This window comes from Streptococcus dentiloxodontae (genome assembly GCF_053206925.1).
In genome coordinates this window covers 129,024-143,689 of record NZ_JBRUHR010000001.1, presented here as the reverse complement: position 1 = coordinate 143,689, position 14,666 = coordinate 129,024, and the positions used below count along the sequence as shown (strand labels likewise).

The 14,666-nt window shown below is 40.8% G+C and carries 15 protein-coding genes; 14 read left to right on the top strand and 1 reads right to left on the bottom strand.

The window, feature by feature from the left end; all coding sequences use genetic code 11:
• Positions 1-131 precede the first annotated feature (131 nt).
• Genes ACVRZ8_RS00645 through ACVRZ8_RS00635 form a run of 3 tightly spaced genes read left to right on the top strand, consistent with a single transcriptional unit; the run spans position 132 to position 2,275 of the window.
• Positions 132-773 carry an amino acid ABC transporter permease gene (locus tag ACVRZ8_RS00645; protein WP_447447362.1) on the top strand — a complete coding sequence of 214 codons (642 nt, stop codon included), beginning with the start codon at positions 132-134 and terminating at the stop codon, positions 771-773.
• An 8-nt stretch (positions 774-781) separates the two neighbouring features.
• Positions 782-1,411, top strand: coding sequence for an amino acid ABC transporter ATP-binding protein (locus ACVRZ8_RS00640; RefSeq protein ID WP_447447360.1), 630 nt, complete (start codon positions 782-784; stop codon positions 1,409-1,411).
• 15 nt (positions 1,412-1,426) lie between these two features.
• On the top strand, positions 1,427-2,275 hold the full coding sequence (locus tag ACVRZ8_RS00635; protein ID WP_447447549.1) for an amino acid ABC transporter substrate-binding protein: 849 nt from the start codon (positions 1,427-1,429) through the stop codon (positions 2,273-2,275).
• 54 nt (positions 2,276-2,329) lie between these two features.
• Here ACVRZ8_RS00635 and guaA read toward each other — a convergent pair whose 3' ends face one another.
• Positions 2,330-3,892: a glutamine-hydrolyzing GMP synthase gene (guaA, locus tag ACVRZ8_RS00630; RefSeq protein WP_447447358.1), complete on the bottom strand. Its 1,563-nt coding sequence runs from the start codon at positions 3,890-3,892 to the stop codon at positions 2,330-2,332.
• 183 nt (positions 3,893-4,075) lie between these two features.
• Here guaA and ACVRZ8_RS00625 point away from each other — a divergent pair, with 183 nt between their 5' ends.
• The 11 genes from ACVRZ8_RS00625 to ACVRZ8_RS00575 all read left to right on the top strand — a co-directional run bounded on the left by ACVRZ8_RS00625 (position 4,076) and on the right by ACVRZ8_RS00575 (position 14,579).
• Complete coding sequence (locus tag ACVRZ8_RS00625; RefSeq protein ID WP_447447356.1) at positions 4,076-5,545, top strand: HlyD family secretion protein; 1,470 nt, start codon at positions 4,076-4,078, stop codon at positions 5,543-5,545.
• Between the two features lie 47 nt (positions 5,546-5,592).
• Positions 5,593-6,291, top strand: a complete 699-nt coding sequence (locus ACVRZ8_RS00620) for a GntR family transcriptional regulator (protein WP_447447548.1) — start codon at positions 5,593-5,595, stop codon at positions 6,289-6,291.
• Positions 6,292-6,390: 99 nt separating this feature from the next.
• Positions 6,391-6,723, top strand: a complete 333-nt coding sequence (locus ACVRZ8_RS00615; RefSeq protein WP_447447354.1) for a putative DNA-binding protein — start codon at positions 6,391-6,393, stop codon at positions 6,721-6,723.
• A 149-nt stretch (positions 6,724-6,872) separates the two neighbouring features.
• Entirely contained in the window at positions 6,873-8,423 is a 1,551-nt protein-coding gene (gene ffh, locus ACVRZ8_RS00610) for a signal recognition particle protein (protein ID WP_447447353.1), read from the top strand.
• 84 nt (positions 8,424-8,507) lie between these two features.
• Positions 8,508-9,206, top strand: a complete 699-nt coding sequence (locus ACVRZ8_RS00605; RefSeq protein ID WP_447447351.1) for an XRE family transcriptional regulator — start codon at positions 8,508-8,510, stop codon at positions 9,204-9,206.
• Positions 9,207-9,379: 173 nt separating this feature from the next.
• Positions 9,380-10,222 (top strand): dimethylarginine dimethylaminohydrolase family protein, encoded by an 843-nt coding sequence (locus ACVRZ8_RS00600; protein ID WP_447447349.1) that lies wholly within the window; start codon positions 9,380-9,382, stop codon positions 10,220-10,222.
• Positions 10,223-10,494: 272 nt separating this feature from the next.
• On the top strand, positions 10,495-11,346 hold the full coding sequence (gene ylqF / locus ACVRZ8_RS00595) for a ribosome biogenesis GTPase YlqF (protein ID WP_447447347.1): 852 nt from the start codon (positions 10,495-10,497) through the stop codon (positions 11,344-11,346).
• Complete coding sequence (gene rnhB, locus ACVRZ8_RS00590; protein ID WP_447447345.1) at positions 11,333-12,103, top strand: ribonuclease HII; 771 nt, start codon at positions 11,333-11,335, stop codon at positions 12,101-12,103. Before ylqF ends, rnhB begins: the two co-directional genes overlap by 14 nt.
• A complete protein-coding gene (locus ACVRZ8_RS00585) occupies positions 12,100-12,948 on the top strand; it encodes a YdcF family protein (protein ID WP_447447343.1) in 849 nt (282 codons plus the stop codon). Before rnhB ends, ACVRZ8_RS00585 begins: the two co-directional genes overlap by 4 nt.
• A 119-nt stretch (positions 12,949-13,067) precedes the next feature.
• On the top strand, positions 13,068-13,646 hold the full coding sequence (locus ACVRZ8_RS00580; RefSeq protein ID WP_447447341.1) for a sugar O-acetyltransferase: 579 nt from the start codon (positions 13,068-13,070) through the stop codon (positions 13,644-13,646).
• Positions 13,647-14,579: an ROK family protein gene (locus ACVRZ8_RS00575; RefSeq protein ID WP_447447339.1), complete on the top strand. Its 933-nt coding sequence runs from the start codon at positions 13,647-13,649 to the stop codon at positions 14,577-14,579. It begins immediately after the preceding gene.
• Positions 14,580-14,666: the final 87 nt, after the last annotated feature.

Here is a 14,666-nt window from a genome sequence, read left to right as displayed (position 1 = left end):
ATGAGACAAGAAGAAAGATCAGAGTTTTCTGGTCTTTTTTTGATAGACAGGCTCTATGTCCTCTAATAATTAGCTATGCCTTTACCTTAAAATTTGCTATAATGATAGTATCAGTTTAAATAGGAGTTTTTATGTCTTACGTCTTAGATATTTTGCCTGCCCTTTTGAATGGTGCAGTTGTCACCCTTGAGGTATTTTTTATCGTTATTATTCTCTCCATACCTTTGGGAATACTTTTGGCCTTTTTGATGCAAATCAAATTTAAGCCGCTGAACTGGCTGTTGACTTTGTATGTTTGGATTATGCGCGGGACTCCGCTCCTTTTGCAGCTTATTTTTATTTATTATGTCTTACCAAGCGTGGGAATCGTGTTTGATCGCTTACCGGCAGCTATCATTGCTTTTACGCTTAATTATGCGGCCTATTTTGCTGAAATTTTCCGCGGTGGAATCGCAGCTATTCCAAAAGGGCAATATGAAGCGGCTAAGGTTTTGAAGTTTACTCCCTTTCAAACTGTTCGCTATATCATTTTGCCGCAAGTGGTAAAAATTGTCCTTCCTAGCATGTTCAATGAGATTATTAATTTGGTAAAAGATTCATCGCTTGTTTATGTTTTAGGTGTTGGTGATCTTCTTTTGGAGAGCCGTACCGCAGCTAACCGCGATGCTACTTTGGCACCAATGTTTGTTGCAGGAGCTATTTACCTTATTCTGGTTGGTCTTGTTACCCTAGCTTCCAAACAAATCGAAAAGAAATTTAATTACTACAAATAGGAGACTGCATGTTAGAATTAAAAAATATTTCCAAACAATTTGGTCAGCATAAAATTTTTGAAGGATTTAATTTAAAACTTGAAGAAGGAAAGATTTTGGCAGTTGTCGGTCCTTCAGGCGGCGGTAAAACAACTCTTCTTCGCATGTTAGCAGGGCTTGAAACCATTGATTCAGGTCAAGTTATTTATAAAAACGAGGAAATACCATTGGATCAGATGGAGGCTAGAAATTTACTGGGCTTTGTTTTTCAGGATTTTCAGCTTTTTCCTCACCTGAGTGTTTTAGATAATTTGATCTTATCGCCAGTAAAAACAATGGGAAAATCAAAGGCAGAAGCAGTAGAAAAAGCAAGAGACTTGCTTAACCGTCTGGGGTTGACAGAACAAGCAGAGGCTTATCCTTATTCATTGTCTGGCGGTCAAAAGCAGCGTGTAGCTTTTGCTCGTGCCATGATGATTGATCCAAAGATTATCGGTTATGATGAACCAACATCGGCACTTGATCCTGAATTACGCCAAGAAGTAGAAAGATTAATTCTGCAGAATCGCGAAACGGGGATTACACAGATTGTTATCACTCATGATCTTCAATTTGCAGAACATATTGCAGATGATATTGTAACAATTAATCCTAAATAGCAGGGTGGTTAAATGATGAAGAAAGTAATCAAATATATTCTTTTGACGGTTTTGATTGTCATTCCGATTTTAACGTTAAGTGCCTGCAGTTCACGTTCCAATTTTGCAACGAAAACGGATCAATGGGAGACTTATGTCAAAGAAAAAAAGATTAAAATTGGTTTTGATGCAACCTTTGTTCCTATGGGCTATGAGGAAAAGGACGGCAGCTATATTGGATTTGACATTGATCTTGCTAATGCCGTGTTTGCCCTCTACGGTATCAAAGTGGAATGGCAGGCTATTGACTGGGATATGAAAGAAACCGAACTGAAAAATGGAACTATCGATCTCATTTGGAATGGTTATTCTATCACTGATGAACGTCAGGAAAGTGTTCTTTTCACCGTACCTTACATGATTAATGAGCAGGTGCTTGTCACCAAAAAATCATCAGGTATTACAGCTTTTGCTGGTATGTCTGGCAAAGAATTGGGTGCCCAAGCAGGTTCTTCTGGCTATGATCTTTTTGAGAGTAAGCCAGATATTCTTAAGAATATCGTTGCAGGCAATAAAGCCACACAATATTCAACTTTTACACAGGCTCTCATTGATCTTGAACACGGCCGTATTGATGGGTTGTTAATTGATCGTGTGTATGCTAATTATTATCTCCAGCAAGAAGGAGAAATTGAAAATTACAATATTATTGCCTCGGAATTTGAAGGAGAAGATTTTGCCGTCGGGGCTCGTAAGGACGATAAAACACTTGTTGAAAAAATTAATCAAGGTTTTCAAACACTTTACCAAAATGGCACATTCCAAAAGATCTCTGACAAATGGTTTGGTGAAGATGTCGCCACACAGGCTGTAAAGGGGCACTAACACTCAAAAAGGCTTTGAAATCAGTATTTCATAGCCTTTTTTGTTAGTTTTAAATTATTCCCACTCAACGGTTGCAGGTGGTTTGCTGGTAATATCGTAGACAATGCGATTGACATGGTCAACCTCGTTGACAATGCGAACCGAGATTTTTTGGAGCACGTCCCAAGGAAGTCTTGCAAAGTCAGCTGTCATGCCATCAATAGAAGTGATTGCGCGGATAGCAATGGTGTAATCATAGGTTCGACCGTCTCCCATGACACCAACAGAGCGAACGCCGGTATTAACCGTAAAGTATTGCCAAACATCGCGTTCAAGACCAGCTTTAGCGATTTCTTCGCGTAAAATAGCGTCTGATTCACGAACCGTTTCAAGTTTTTCCTTGGTGATTTCTCCCATGATACGAATAGCAAGGCCTGGACCTGGGAATGGCTGACGCCAGACGATTTCATCAGGCATACCAAGAGCGGTACCAAGAGCGCGTACTTCATCTTTAAAGAGGGTGTTAAGTGGTTCAATCAGTTGGAACTGCATGTCCTCTGGAAGCCCACCAACATTGTGGTGGCTCTTAATGGTCTGAGCCGTTTCTGTTCCTGATTCAATAATATCAGTATAAAGGGTTCCCTGAGCTAGGAAGTCAACACCTTTTAGTTTGCTGGCTTCATCATCAAAAACGTAAACAAATTCATTACCAATAATCTTACGCTTTTTCTCAGGATCGTCAATGCCTGCGAGTAAATCAAGGAAGCGTTTTGAGGCATCAACACGAATAATGTTGAGGCCAAACTTGCCTCCCAACATAGTCATAACCTGATCGCCTTCTCCTTTACGAAGAAGGCCATGGTCAACGAAGATACAGGTCAGTTGGTCACCAATAGCCCGTTGAAGCAGGACACCGACAACTGATGAGTCAACACCGCCTGATAAGCCGAGGAGGACTTTGCGTTCACCAACAGTTTCACGAATTTTAGCGATTTCTAAATCAATGAAATTTTCCATTGACCAGTCACCTTTAGCACCGCAAATATTAAGAGCAAAATTTTTCAAAATGGCATTGCCATAGACAGAATGACGAACTTCTGGATGGAATTGGATACCGTAGAAGTTTTTCTCAGGATTTTCCATGGCTGCAAAAGGACAATCTTCAGAATCACCAACAAGATGGAACCCTTCAGGGATTTCAGTGACAGCATCTCCATGACTCATGAGTACAATTTGTTCCTCTGGGGTTTCAGAAAAAAGTTTCGATTTTTCGTGAAGGCGAAGTGTTGATTGACCGTATTCACGGTTGCCAGCCTGACCTGCAGGCAGAACCTTGCCACCCAATTTATGAGTGATGAGCTGCATGCCGTAACAAATCCCTAAAATTGGGATTCCCAGTTCAAAAATCTGCTCATCAATTCCAAAAGCATCATCAGCATAAACAGAATTTGGACCGCCTGAAAGTACAATACCAATTGGCTTAATGTCGCGAATTTCGTCAGCGGTGATTTTGTGACTCTTAAGTTCAGAGAAAACACCGAATTCACGAATGCGACGCGCAATTAATTGGTTGTACTGGCTACCGTAGTCTAAAACAATGATTTTTTGAACATCATTTAAAATAGAATTGTCAGTCATTATAACCCTTTCTTTCAAATGGCACAGGCCAAGTTACATTCCTTTTTATTCTAGCATAAAATAATCTATTTAGCACTAGAATTTCTAATTATCTTGCTGTATTGCCATTTTAGAAAGTTATTGGAAAATAGCGGTCAATGTGCTAGAATAAATAGTTGTATTATTGAGTTATCGAGGTCAAATGTGAATAAAAAAAGACACTATAAACGAAAAAGAAAAGGTTTGTTCCGCAAGAGAGAACTAGTAGCCTTGGCTCTTTTTATTAGTTCTGTTTTACTATTGTTTGCCCTAACGGGGAGTTTTTCAGTTATTGGATTGCTGTTCAAGGAAAAAAATAAATCTGTTTTTCAAGAAGGACAGGAAATTCAAATTTCTTCTCAGGCAAGTAAAACAAGCAGTGATAAGGACTTGAGCCAGTACCACAACTGGATCGGAAAGGTTCAAAAGATTAATTCTAAAGAAGATAATGAAAAAAATGTAACCTATACTTATCAGGTAAGGTTTGAAAATGGTTCTAAAATAACAGGCGTCGGCGAAAATGAATTGACCAAAGTTACGGAGTCAAAATACAAAAAGGGTCAAATTCTTCAAATCTCAAAATTAGCAGATAAAGATTTGGATAATGCCAGTTTGGTTGATTATCGAGGTGAGATTGTAACCATTCAAGAAGCTGCACCTAATTATTCCAATCAAGACGGCGGTTATAAATACAATGTCATTCTTGATGATGGCAGAACTATTACCAATGTTCCTGAGTCTGCTATATCTGACACCTACCATATTAAGTTAAGTTCTGAAAATACAGCAGAGCAAAACAATACGATTTTGAAAGAGGCTTTCACCTATGCAAAAAACAATCCTAACACAGCTCTAATGTTGCCCGAAGGGGAATTTTCAATAGGAAGTGACTCTCCAGAGACAGATTATCTGACTTTGTCTTCAGATACAGTTTTGCGCGGGAACAATACCACTCTGAAAGTTCAAGGATCTGCTTACTGGATTGGTTTTGCAACAGGAACGGGAGCTAGCGACGGTGTCAGAAATTTCACCATGACTGGAATTGATTTTACTGCCAGTGATTTATCAGCAGGAAATCAGTTTATGATTATGGCAAATCATGGTGATAATTGGAAAATTAGTAACAATAGCTTCACTATGGTACACAAAAAAGGCAGTCATATTTTTGATTTGGGAGCTCTTCAAAATTCGACCTTTGAAAACAACGAATTTATTGGTTATGCCCCAGATTTGACTGCGGTAACAAGCATTCCTGATAATGCGGAGCTGCATGATTATTATGCCGAAGCGATTCAGTTTGATAAAACAGATAACAGCGGTGTTTGGGATGGAAATATCATTAAAAATTCGGATGCTAATTACAGCGCTTATAATCAAACGGAGCATCTCTGCAATAATATCGTTGTTGCTAATAATTCTTTCTTACCTTATAAAGACAGCAGTGGCAATATCATTGCTTACAGTGCAACGATTGGACAGCACTCGTCTGATACGGGGGTGATCGATGTTCATGACAATGTTTTTGAGTCGGTCTTGACAAATCGTTATCAACAAACAGCAACTGACTGGACACTGCAGCCAATTCATTTTTCAGACAGCTCAGAAGATACTGTCTATAACAATCTTATCCAATAAGTTTTATTTGAATTGGAAATCATAGGAATAAAAGGGGAACTAATATGATGCTGCCAGCTTATATTCAGATTCATGATCATATTAAGGCAGAGATTGATGAAGGCGTTTGGAAAATCGGGCAGCGACTGCCTAGTGAGCGTGATTTGTCAGATGATTTTGAAGTCAGCCGTATGACCGTTCGTCAGGCTATTACTCTGTTGGTAGATGAAGGGATTTTAGAACGTCGTATGGGAGCGGGAACCTTTGTTGCTTCCAGTCGGGTCAAAGAAAAGATGCGGGGGACAACTTCCTTTACTGAAATTGTAAAAAATCAGGGCAAACAGCCGTCCAGCCGCCTTATCTCTTACAATCGGATTCGGCCTAATGAATTTGAAATTAAACATTTGGGACTTCAGCCTAAATCTTATGTTGTGCGCATGGAACGTGTACGCTATGCTGACGATCTTCCTGTGGTCTATGAGGTGGCTAGTATTCCTGAGAAGCTTATCCGAGACATGAACAAAAAAGAAGTGACAGAACATTTTTTTAAAACACTGACAAATAATGGTTACAGTATTGGCAAAAGTCAGCAGACGATTTCGGCCAGTTTAGCTGATAGTAAATTAGCTAAATATCTATCTGTTTCTAAAGGAGCAGCTATTTTGAATTTAACACAAGTTTCTTTTTTACAAGACGGTCAGGCCTTCGAGTATGTGCGCAGCTATTATGTCGGCGGACGATTTGAATTTTATTTGGAAAATAATTGAATAAAAATTATAATTCTAAAGATTAAGCAATAAAAATACAGCACAGCCATTGTGGTCTGTTGCTGTTAAATGACTGTTAAATATGGTAAAATAATTTCCATGGAAATTGAAAAAACCAATCGAATGAATGCGTTGTTTGAGTTTTATGCCGCGTTGTTAACGGACAAGCAAATGAATTATATCGAGCTTTATTATGCCGACGATTACAGTTTGGCGGAAATTGCTGAAGAATTCAATGTCAGCCGTCAAGCCGTTTATGATAATATCAAACGTACGGAAAAAATCTTAGAAGATTATGAAATGAAACTGCACATGTATTCGGACTATATTGTACGCAGTCAAATCTTTGATGAGCTGACCGAGAAGTATGCGGCTGATGCGTTTTTGCTTGAAAAAATAGCAGTGCTGAGCAGCATTGATAATCGTGATTAAACACATTTTTGAATAATAAATGAAAGGAAATGAGTTGCGGGGCTTTATTTGTGAATTGGTCTCATGTTCATGTTGTGCAGAAAGAGAATTTAACATTATGGCGTTAAATTCTCCGATGGATATTTGCAGCTCAGGGTATCTTAATTATTATGGCATTTGAAAGCTTAACAGAACGCTTGCAGGGCGTTTTCAAAAATCTGCGTCGCAAAGGCAAACTTTCTGAAAAAGAAGTTCAGGAAGTTACTAAAGAAATCCGTCTGGCTTTATTGGAAGCGGACGTTGCTTTGCCTGTTGTCAAGACTTTTATTAAACGTGTCCGTGAGCGTGCTGTAGGTCATGAAATCATTGATACGCTGGATGCCTCACAACAGATTATCAAAATTGTCAATGAAGAATTGACTGAAATTTTGGGGTCTGAAACGTCAGAACTTGAAAAAGCACCAAGGATTCCGACTATTATTATGATGGTTGGTCTTCAAGGGGCAGGTAAAACGACATTCGCAGGAAAGCTTGCTAATAAACTTATCAAGGAAAATACAGCTCGTCCTTTGATGATTGCAGCAGATATTTACCGTCCAGCAGCTATTGACCAGCTGAAGACTCTGGGTGAGCAAATCAGCGTTCCTGTCTTTGATATGGGGACGGATCATTCTGCCGTTGAGATTGTCAAACAAGGTTTAGAGCAGGCGCGTGCAAATAATAACGACTATGTTTTGATTGATACGGCTGGTCGGCTGCAAATTGATGAAACCCTCATGCAGGAACTTCGTGATGTCAAATCGCTAGCACAGTCAAATGAGATTCTTCTCGTTGTTGACAGTATGATTGGTCAGGAAGCAGCCAATGTCGCCCGAGAATTTAATGAACAATTGGACATCACGGGAGTTGTGCTGACCAAAATTGATGGGGACACCCGTGGCGGTGCAGCGCTTTCTATTCGTGAAATCACAGGAAAACCGATTAAATTTACCGGTACCGGTGAGAAAATTACGGATATTGAAACCTTCCACCCAGACCGAATGGCCAGCCGAATCCTAGGCATGGGAGATTTGCTTACTTTAATTGAGAAAGCAAGTCAGGAATACGATGAGCAAAAATCAGCCGAGCTGGCTGAAAAGATGCGTGAAAATAGCTTTGATTTCAACGATTTCATCGACCAGCTGGATCAGGTGCAAAATATGGGGCCTATGGAAGATATCATGAAAATGATTCCAGGTATGGCAAACAATCCAGCTCTGGCCAATGTTAAGATTGATGAAAAAGAAATTGCTCGAAAACGCGCAATCGTCTCTTCTATGACGCCAGAAGAGCGTGAAAATCCAGATCTTTTAAATCCTAGCCGCCGCCGCCGTATTGCAGCAGGTTCAGGAAATAGTTTTGTTGATGTCAATAAATTTATTAAAGATTTCAATCAAGCCAAACAAATGATGCAAGGGGTTATGTCTGGAGATATGAGCCAGATGATGAAGCAAATGGGGCTCAACCCCAATAATATGCCTAAGAATATGCCAAATGGAGGCATGGATATGTCAGCCATTGAAGGCATGATGGGCGGTGCTGGTATGCCAGATATGGGCAATATGGATCTCAGTCAGCTGATGGGCGGCGGTCTCAAAGGTAAAGTCGGCAGCTTTGCGATGAAACAAGCTATGAAACGTCAAGCAAACAAGATGAGAAAAGCCAAGAAAAGGCGCAAGTGATGTAAAAAGAAGGCAGAATTCTCTTGAATTTACCTTCTTTTTTTGATACACTAATGTTAGTTTATTAACTTACGAGGTGATGCTATGTTTTCAGGTCAAAGGCTCAAAGACATCCGAGAAGAAAAAGGATACAGTCAGGCTGAAGTTGCTAAGCGGTTGGGAATCTCGCGTTCATCCTATTTTAATTGGGAAAATGGAAAAACAAAGCCCAATCAAAAAAATCTTTCTGTCTTATCAGAAATTTTCGGAGTGACTGAGACTTACTTTTTATCGGAGCACGAAATCGTTGATGTCTATTTGAAATTATCGTCGGAGAACAAGAAAAAATCGCTTGATTTTGCTAAGAAGCTTCTGGCACAGGAAAAACTCAAGCAAGAGGAAGTTGAGAAAGCACCTGTTGTGGAACTGTTCAGTTACAAGGTGTTTGAAAAACTGTCGGCTGGTACAGGTTTTTCCTATTTCGGAGACGGTAATTATGATGAAGTCTTCTATGATGAAGCCTTAGATCATGATTTTGCCTCTTGGGTTTTTGGAGATTCAATGGAACCTACTTACCTAAACGGTGAAGTTGTCCTTATTAAGCAGACAGGATTCGATTATGATGGTGCTGTTTATGCAGTGGATTGGAACGGTCAGACCTATATCAAGAAGGTCTATCGTGAGGAAGAAGGTCTCCGTTTGGTATCTCTCAATAAGCGCTATGCCGATAAATTTGCTCCCTATGATGAAGAACCGCGGATTATTGGTAAGATTGTCGGAAATTTTATGCCTATTGAAGCTTAACTTTTGACAATAGCAGAGCTATTTATTTCTTTTACAATAAAAGCTTAGAGCAGCAGGCTTTAGCTGCTCTTTTTCTCTTTCCTAACCAAAATTAACTACAGCTAATATTGGAAAGTTTTTTTATTTAAGGGTATACTAGCCACTAAGATTTATTAAGAATAAGGGGACGAAAAATGGTTGTGTATAATGGAACAGGGCGATTGAGAAAGGTTTTGCTTTCTTCTCCCAAATATTTATTTGAAGCGGCGCCGATTAACGAAATTTCCAAAAAACACCAAGACGGCTTGAATAACGCTAAAATGATGGCTGAATTTCAAGACTTGGTTCAGACCTATCAGGATAATGGTGTAGAAGTTGTTACGGTTGATGCTCACGAAGGTGTTCCGGAAGCTATTTTCGCACGTGATTTTGGCGGGAATATTCGCGAAGGTTATATTTTGGGCAAGTTTGTCAGCGATGTTCGCTTTGAGGAGAGAAACTTTTATGAAAACATTATGAAACAGCTCGGCATTAAGAAAATTGCTCAAGTTCAAGAGGGTCACTTTGAAGGCGGTGATTTTGCTTTTATTGATGAACACACGCTGGCTATTGGTATGATTCAGCGAACGGATGAAAAAGGGGTGGCTGAAATCCGTCAGGCTTTAGAGCCTCTAGGGTATCAGGTTTACGGTGTGCCGGCTAATCCTGATTATCTTCATTTGGATATGTGTTTTAATTTGGTTGCTCCCCAATTGGCCATCGGCTACAGAGACGGTCTGACTGAGGACTTTCTAAACTTATTAGCCCAAAAAGGGATTGAGCTGATTTCTGGCGATGAGGCTATGATTTACCGCCATGCTTATAATGTTCAGGCTTTGGGGAACAACCGTGTCCTTAGTCTTTGTCAAAATACTTTTATCAATAATCAGCTGCGCCAGCATGGTATGACGGTCATTGAAGTTGATATCACAGAAATCCTTAAAGCCGGCGGGGGTATTCATTGTATGACATTTCCTCTGGAAAGAGACAAGAAATAAATGTAGCTTATAAGAGATGTTGTACGCCAAAGCTTTAATTTTCTTCTACGTAGCGTTATTTCATGAAAAATAGTATAATTTACGTAACTATAATGATAGAGACTCAGCATCGCCTCTTGCATCTGCAATGCGTACCAGTGCTGGGTCGTTTTATTTACATGGTATTTCTGATAAACTAATCTGCCAGCAAGGTTTTAAAGATAGTTGTCTCAACATCCCCAAATTATCAGATATGCTATAATAGATATAAAAATGTATGAACAGGAGAAGACATGGCTACTATTCAATGGTTTCCCGGTCACATGTCCAAGGCACGCAGGCAGGTTCAGGAGAACTTAAAATATGTTGATTTTGTAACGATTTTGGTGGATGCACGTTTGCCTCTGTCCAGTCAGAATCCCATGCTGACCAATATTGTGGGCGATAAGCCAAAACTTTTGATTTTAAACAAGGCGGATCTGGCGGATGCCAATCTTACCAAGGAATGGCGCAGCTTTTTTGCCAAAGAAGGAATAAAGACTCTGGCCATCAATTCCAAGGAAGGAGCGGCAGTTAAGCTGGTGACGGCTGCTGCCAGGGAACTTATGGCGGATAAGCTGGCCAAACTGCGTGAGCGGGGGATTCAAAAAGAGACATTGCGGACCATGATTATCGGCATTCCCAATGCAGGCAAGTCAACGCTGATGAACCGACTGGCCGGCAAAAAAATCGCTGTGGTCGGCAATAAGCCGGGTGTCACCAAGGGTCAGCAGTGGCTCAAGTCCAATAAAAATCTGGAAATCCTTGATACGCCGGGAATTCTCTGGCCGAAGTTTGAAGACGAAGAAGTCGGGCTTAAACTGGCTCTGACCGGTGCCATTAAGGATAACCTCTTGCCTATGGATGAGGTGACTATCTTTGGCCTCAACTATTTCAAAGTCCACTATCCGGAGCGTCTGCTGGAGCGTTTCAAGGGGATTGATTTGGACGATGAAGCGCCTGAGATGATTATGAATTTGACGCAAAAGCTAGGCTTTCGTGAGGACTATGACCGTTTTTACAGTCTCTTTGTTAAGGAAGTCCGCGACGGCAGACTGGGCCGCTATACACTGGACAGGCCGGGAGAAGATCATGGTGACAGTTAAGGACATCAAAGCGCAGCTGGCGGCCATTTCTGAGCTCTCTGACCCGCGCTGGGCAGATTTTGAAGCAGACGCGCGTGCTGGGGTTCAGGCGGCGGTCAAGCAGCGCAGGCGAGCCATTCAGGCTGAGATTGATGAGGATTTGCGTCTGGAAAAAATGCTGCGCTACGAAAAGGAGCTTTACGCTCAAGGCTATGAGGCCATCGCAGGCATTGACGAAGTAGGCCGCGGCCCCTTAGCAGGTCCCGTTGTCGCAGCCTGCGTTATTCTTCCTAAAAATTGCAAAATCAAGCGCCTCAATGATTCCAAAAAAATTCCAAAATCCAAGCACGAAGCTATCTATGAGCAAGTTATGCAAAAGGCTCTGGCTGTCGGTATCGGTATTATAGACAATCAGGTCATTGACCGCGTTAATATTTATGAAGCCACTAAGCTAGCTATGCTGGCGGCCCTAGAAGACTTAGACTGCCGGCCGGATTTTCTGCTCATTGATGCCATGAAGCTGGACACACCGCTTCCTCAGCAATCCATCATTAAGGGTGATGCCAGTTCGCTGTCAATTGCGGCAGCTTCAATTGTTGCCAAGGTCACGCGTGACCGCATGATGATAGACTATGACGAACAATATCCCGGTTATGATTTCGCCCACAATGCTGGCTACGGAACCAAGGCTCACTTGACAGGACTTGATAAACTAGGCATTACCCCTATTCATCGTAAGACCTTTGAACCCATAAAATCAATGGTGGAGAAAGAATGATTTATTTATTTTTGGGAAGTATTGTTTTATTTTTTGCAGTTTATCTTTTTGAAAGGCGAACTATTTGGCTGGGGAGCCTATTTTGGTTAATGATGCTTATGACGTATTTGTACGTCTTATCAAAACTTCCTTATCCTTGGTCTTATATCACCATTCTGCCAATTATCTTAACTATGGTTGTTGGCCCTGTTGTCTTTGGGATTCTTTGTCTTTATAAGAGTTTTCAATTGTTACATCGGGAAAGGCGGCGCTGGAGTAATTTTTTATCGCTGGGTCTAGGAATTGTAGCTATTTTACTTGTTTTTTCTTATAGCTATCTCAATCTTTACACCAAAATTGAGCAACAATACGGGCTTCTTATCCCTTATGTTGTTTTTACTTTTCTTGTTTTGTATCTGCTCATGCAGCTAGTCTTTTTTACAACAGCTGCTTTACTGAATAACCTTCATTTATTTCCCCGAAAACTCAATGTTGTTATTGTGCTAGGAGCGGGACTAAATGGCGACAAGGTTACACCGCTTCTCGCTTCTCGAATTAATAAAGGAATTAGTCTCTATCGGAAAAGTTCAGGCAGCAAACTCATCATGTCTGGTGGTCAAGGAAGTGATGAACTGATTAGTGAAGCAGAAGCTATGCGCAATTACGCCATCAGTCAAGGTGTGCCAGAACAGGATATTTGGCTAGAGAAGAAGTCCAGAAATACCCGCGAAAACCTTCGTTTTTCAAAAGAGCTTGTTCCCGAAGGTGCTAAGATTGCTATCGTGACCAGCTATTACCATCTCTTTCGTGCTCTGACTTTGTCGCGAAAGGAGAAAATCAGTTGTATCGGCTATGTATGGTGCTAAGACAAAATTCTACTTTAGCCTCAATGCCTTTGTGAGAGAATTTGTTGGTTATTTGGTTCAAACAAAAACATGGCAGCTACTGATCTTTGGGACATGGGTACTCTTTTATCTCTTGTCATATGTTATTAAATAAAAAAGGAGACAATCTAGTGACAGAACGTGAAAAAATGTTAGCAGGTCAGCTTTATGATGCCAGTGATGCGGAGCTTGCTGCACTGAGACGCTTGAAATATGATAAGATGACAGCTTTTAATAATGAACCTAATCCTGACAAACGTGCCAATATCCTGAAATCTTGGTTCGGTAAGACTGGCGAGACTATCTACATGGAACCTCGTTTTGTTTGTGATTATGGCAGCAATATTTATGTTGGTGAGAATTTTTACGCTAATTTTAATCAGACTTTCCTAGATGTCTGTGAGATTCGTATTGGCGACAATGCTATGATTGGTCCTAATTGCCAGCTTCTGACTCCTTTACACCCTCTGAATGCACAGGAGCGTATCTCCGGACTTGAGTACGGAGCACCTATTACTATAGGGGATAATGTCTGGCTTGGTGGCGGCGTGACGATTCTTTCGGGTGTGACTCTGGGAGACAATGTGGTTGTCGGTGCCGGCAGTGTCGTAACGAAGTCTTTTGGCGATAATGTTGTTCTTGCCGGCAATCCGGCTCGAATTATTAAGGAGTTAAACTAGATGGCTGCTTATTTGACCATTGACATCGGCGGAACCTTTATCAAGTATGGTCTTGTGACAAGTTTCTATAAGCTGGATTGCACAGACAAAGTGAGAACTCCAGATAATCTTGAAGGCTTCAAAAACACTCTCAGCACTATTGCCAAAAAATACCAAAACAGCATTCAAGGAATTGCCATTTCATGTCCTGGAGAAATTAACAAGCGAACAGGTCTTGTTTTTCGCGGCGGTTTGATTCCTTATCTAAAAAACCTTCCCTTGAGCAAGTGGCTGAATCAGGAAACAAATTTGCCTGTTTCTGTTATCAATGATGCTGACGCTGCTGGATTGGCAGAAGCCAGAGCTGGCGCTTTACAAAATTTACGGTGCGGAGCAATTTTAGTTCTGGGAACAGGTGTGGGCTGTGCTATCGTTTCTGGAGCTCATCTCATGACTCTGCAGGGGGGTAGGCCTTCTGAAAAAACAGAGCCTTTAGAAAATCTCACTTTAAAAGAAAGTACCGAGCGATTAAAGGGACAATTTAGCCTAGCTATGCGCGGACTGCAAAATCTCTTGACCAATACAGGATCGGCTGTTGGTTTTGTCAGGCAGGCTAGTCAAATTTTAGAGATTGAAGAAGATGGTTCACAAGTTTTTCAAGCTTTAAAAAAGGGTGACAATATACAGCTGCAGAGGCTTTTTGAAGATTACTGCCGTAATATTGCTTATCTGATTATGAATTTGCAGACCTTTTTACCGCTTGAAAAATTAGCTATCGGCGGAGGTATTTCAGCTCAGAATAGTTTGATTGAACAAATCAAAAAGTCCTATTGGGAATTGACTGCAGAGACTGATGTTGCCAAAAACAGACTGCAATTACCAATCGTCGCCAGTCATTTTCGTAATGATGCCAATCTGCTTGGAGCAGTTTGCCATTTTTTAGATTTATACTAGAGTTTCGGGCAAGGCTCGAAGCTTTTTTATAGCAATGCTGTCATAAGTAAAGCAGCAGCCTATCTAAATTTGAAGAATAATTGAAAA

Excerpts from the sequence above, each read along its gene's own strand:
- ylqF (WP_447447347.1), top strand. The coding sequence starts at position 10,495 with ATGGCTACTATTCAATGGTTTCCCGGTCACATGTCCAAGGCACGCAGG.
- ACVRZ8_RS00585 (WP_447447343.1), top strand. The coding sequence starts at position 12,100 with ATGATTTATTTATTTTTGGGAAGTATTGTTTTATTTTTTGCAGTTTAT.
- ACVRZ8_RS00580 (WP_447447341.1), top strand. The coding sequence starts at position 13,068 with ATGTTATTAAATAAAAAAGGAGACAATCTAGTGACAGAACGTGAAAAA.
- ACVRZ8_RS00575 (WP_447447339.1), top strand. The coding sequence starts at position 13,647 with ATGGCTGCTTATTTGACCATTGACATCGGCGGAACCTTTATCAAGTAT.
- ffh (WP_447447353.1), top strand. The coding sequence starts at position 6,873 with ATGGCATTTGAAAGCTTAACAGAACGCTTGCAGGGCGTTTTCAAAAAT.
- ACVRZ8_RS00640 (WP_447447360.1), top strand. The coding sequence starts at position 782 with ATGTTAGAATTAAAAAATATTTCCAAACAATTTGGTCAGCATAAAATT.
- ACVRZ8_RS00645 (WP_447447362.1), top strand. The coding sequence starts at position 132 with ATGTCTTACGTCTTAGATATTTTGCCTGCCCTTTTGAATGGTGCAGTT.
- rnhB (WP_447447345.1), top strand. The coding sequence starts at position 11,333 with ATGGTGACAGTTAAGGACATCAAAGCGCAGCTGGCGGCCATTTCTGAG.
- ACVRZ8_RS00620 (WP_447447548.1), top strand. The coding sequence starts at position 5,593 with ATGCTGCCAGCTTATATTCAGATTCATGATCATATTAAGGCAGAGATT.
- ACVRZ8_RS00605 (WP_447447351.1), top strand. The coding sequence starts at position 8,508 with ATGTTTTCAGGTCAAAGGCTCAAAGACATCCGAGAAGAAAAAGGATAC.
- ACVRZ8_RS00600 (WP_447447349.1), top strand. The coding sequence starts at position 9,380 with ATGGTTGTGTATAATGGAACAGGGCGATTGAGAAAGGTTTTGCTTTCT.
- ACVRZ8_RS00635 (WP_447447549.1), top strand. The coding sequence starts at position 1,427 with ATGAAGAAAGTAATCAAATATATTCTTTTGACGGTTTTGATTGTCATT.
- guaA (WP_447447358.1), bottom strand. The coding sequence starts at position 3,892 with ATGACTGACAATTCTATTTTAAATGATGTTCAAAAAATCATTGTTTTA.
- ACVRZ8_RS00615 (WP_447447354.1), top strand. The coding sequence starts at position 6,391 with ATGGAAATTGAAAAAACCAATCGAATGAATGCGTTGTTTGAGTTTTAT.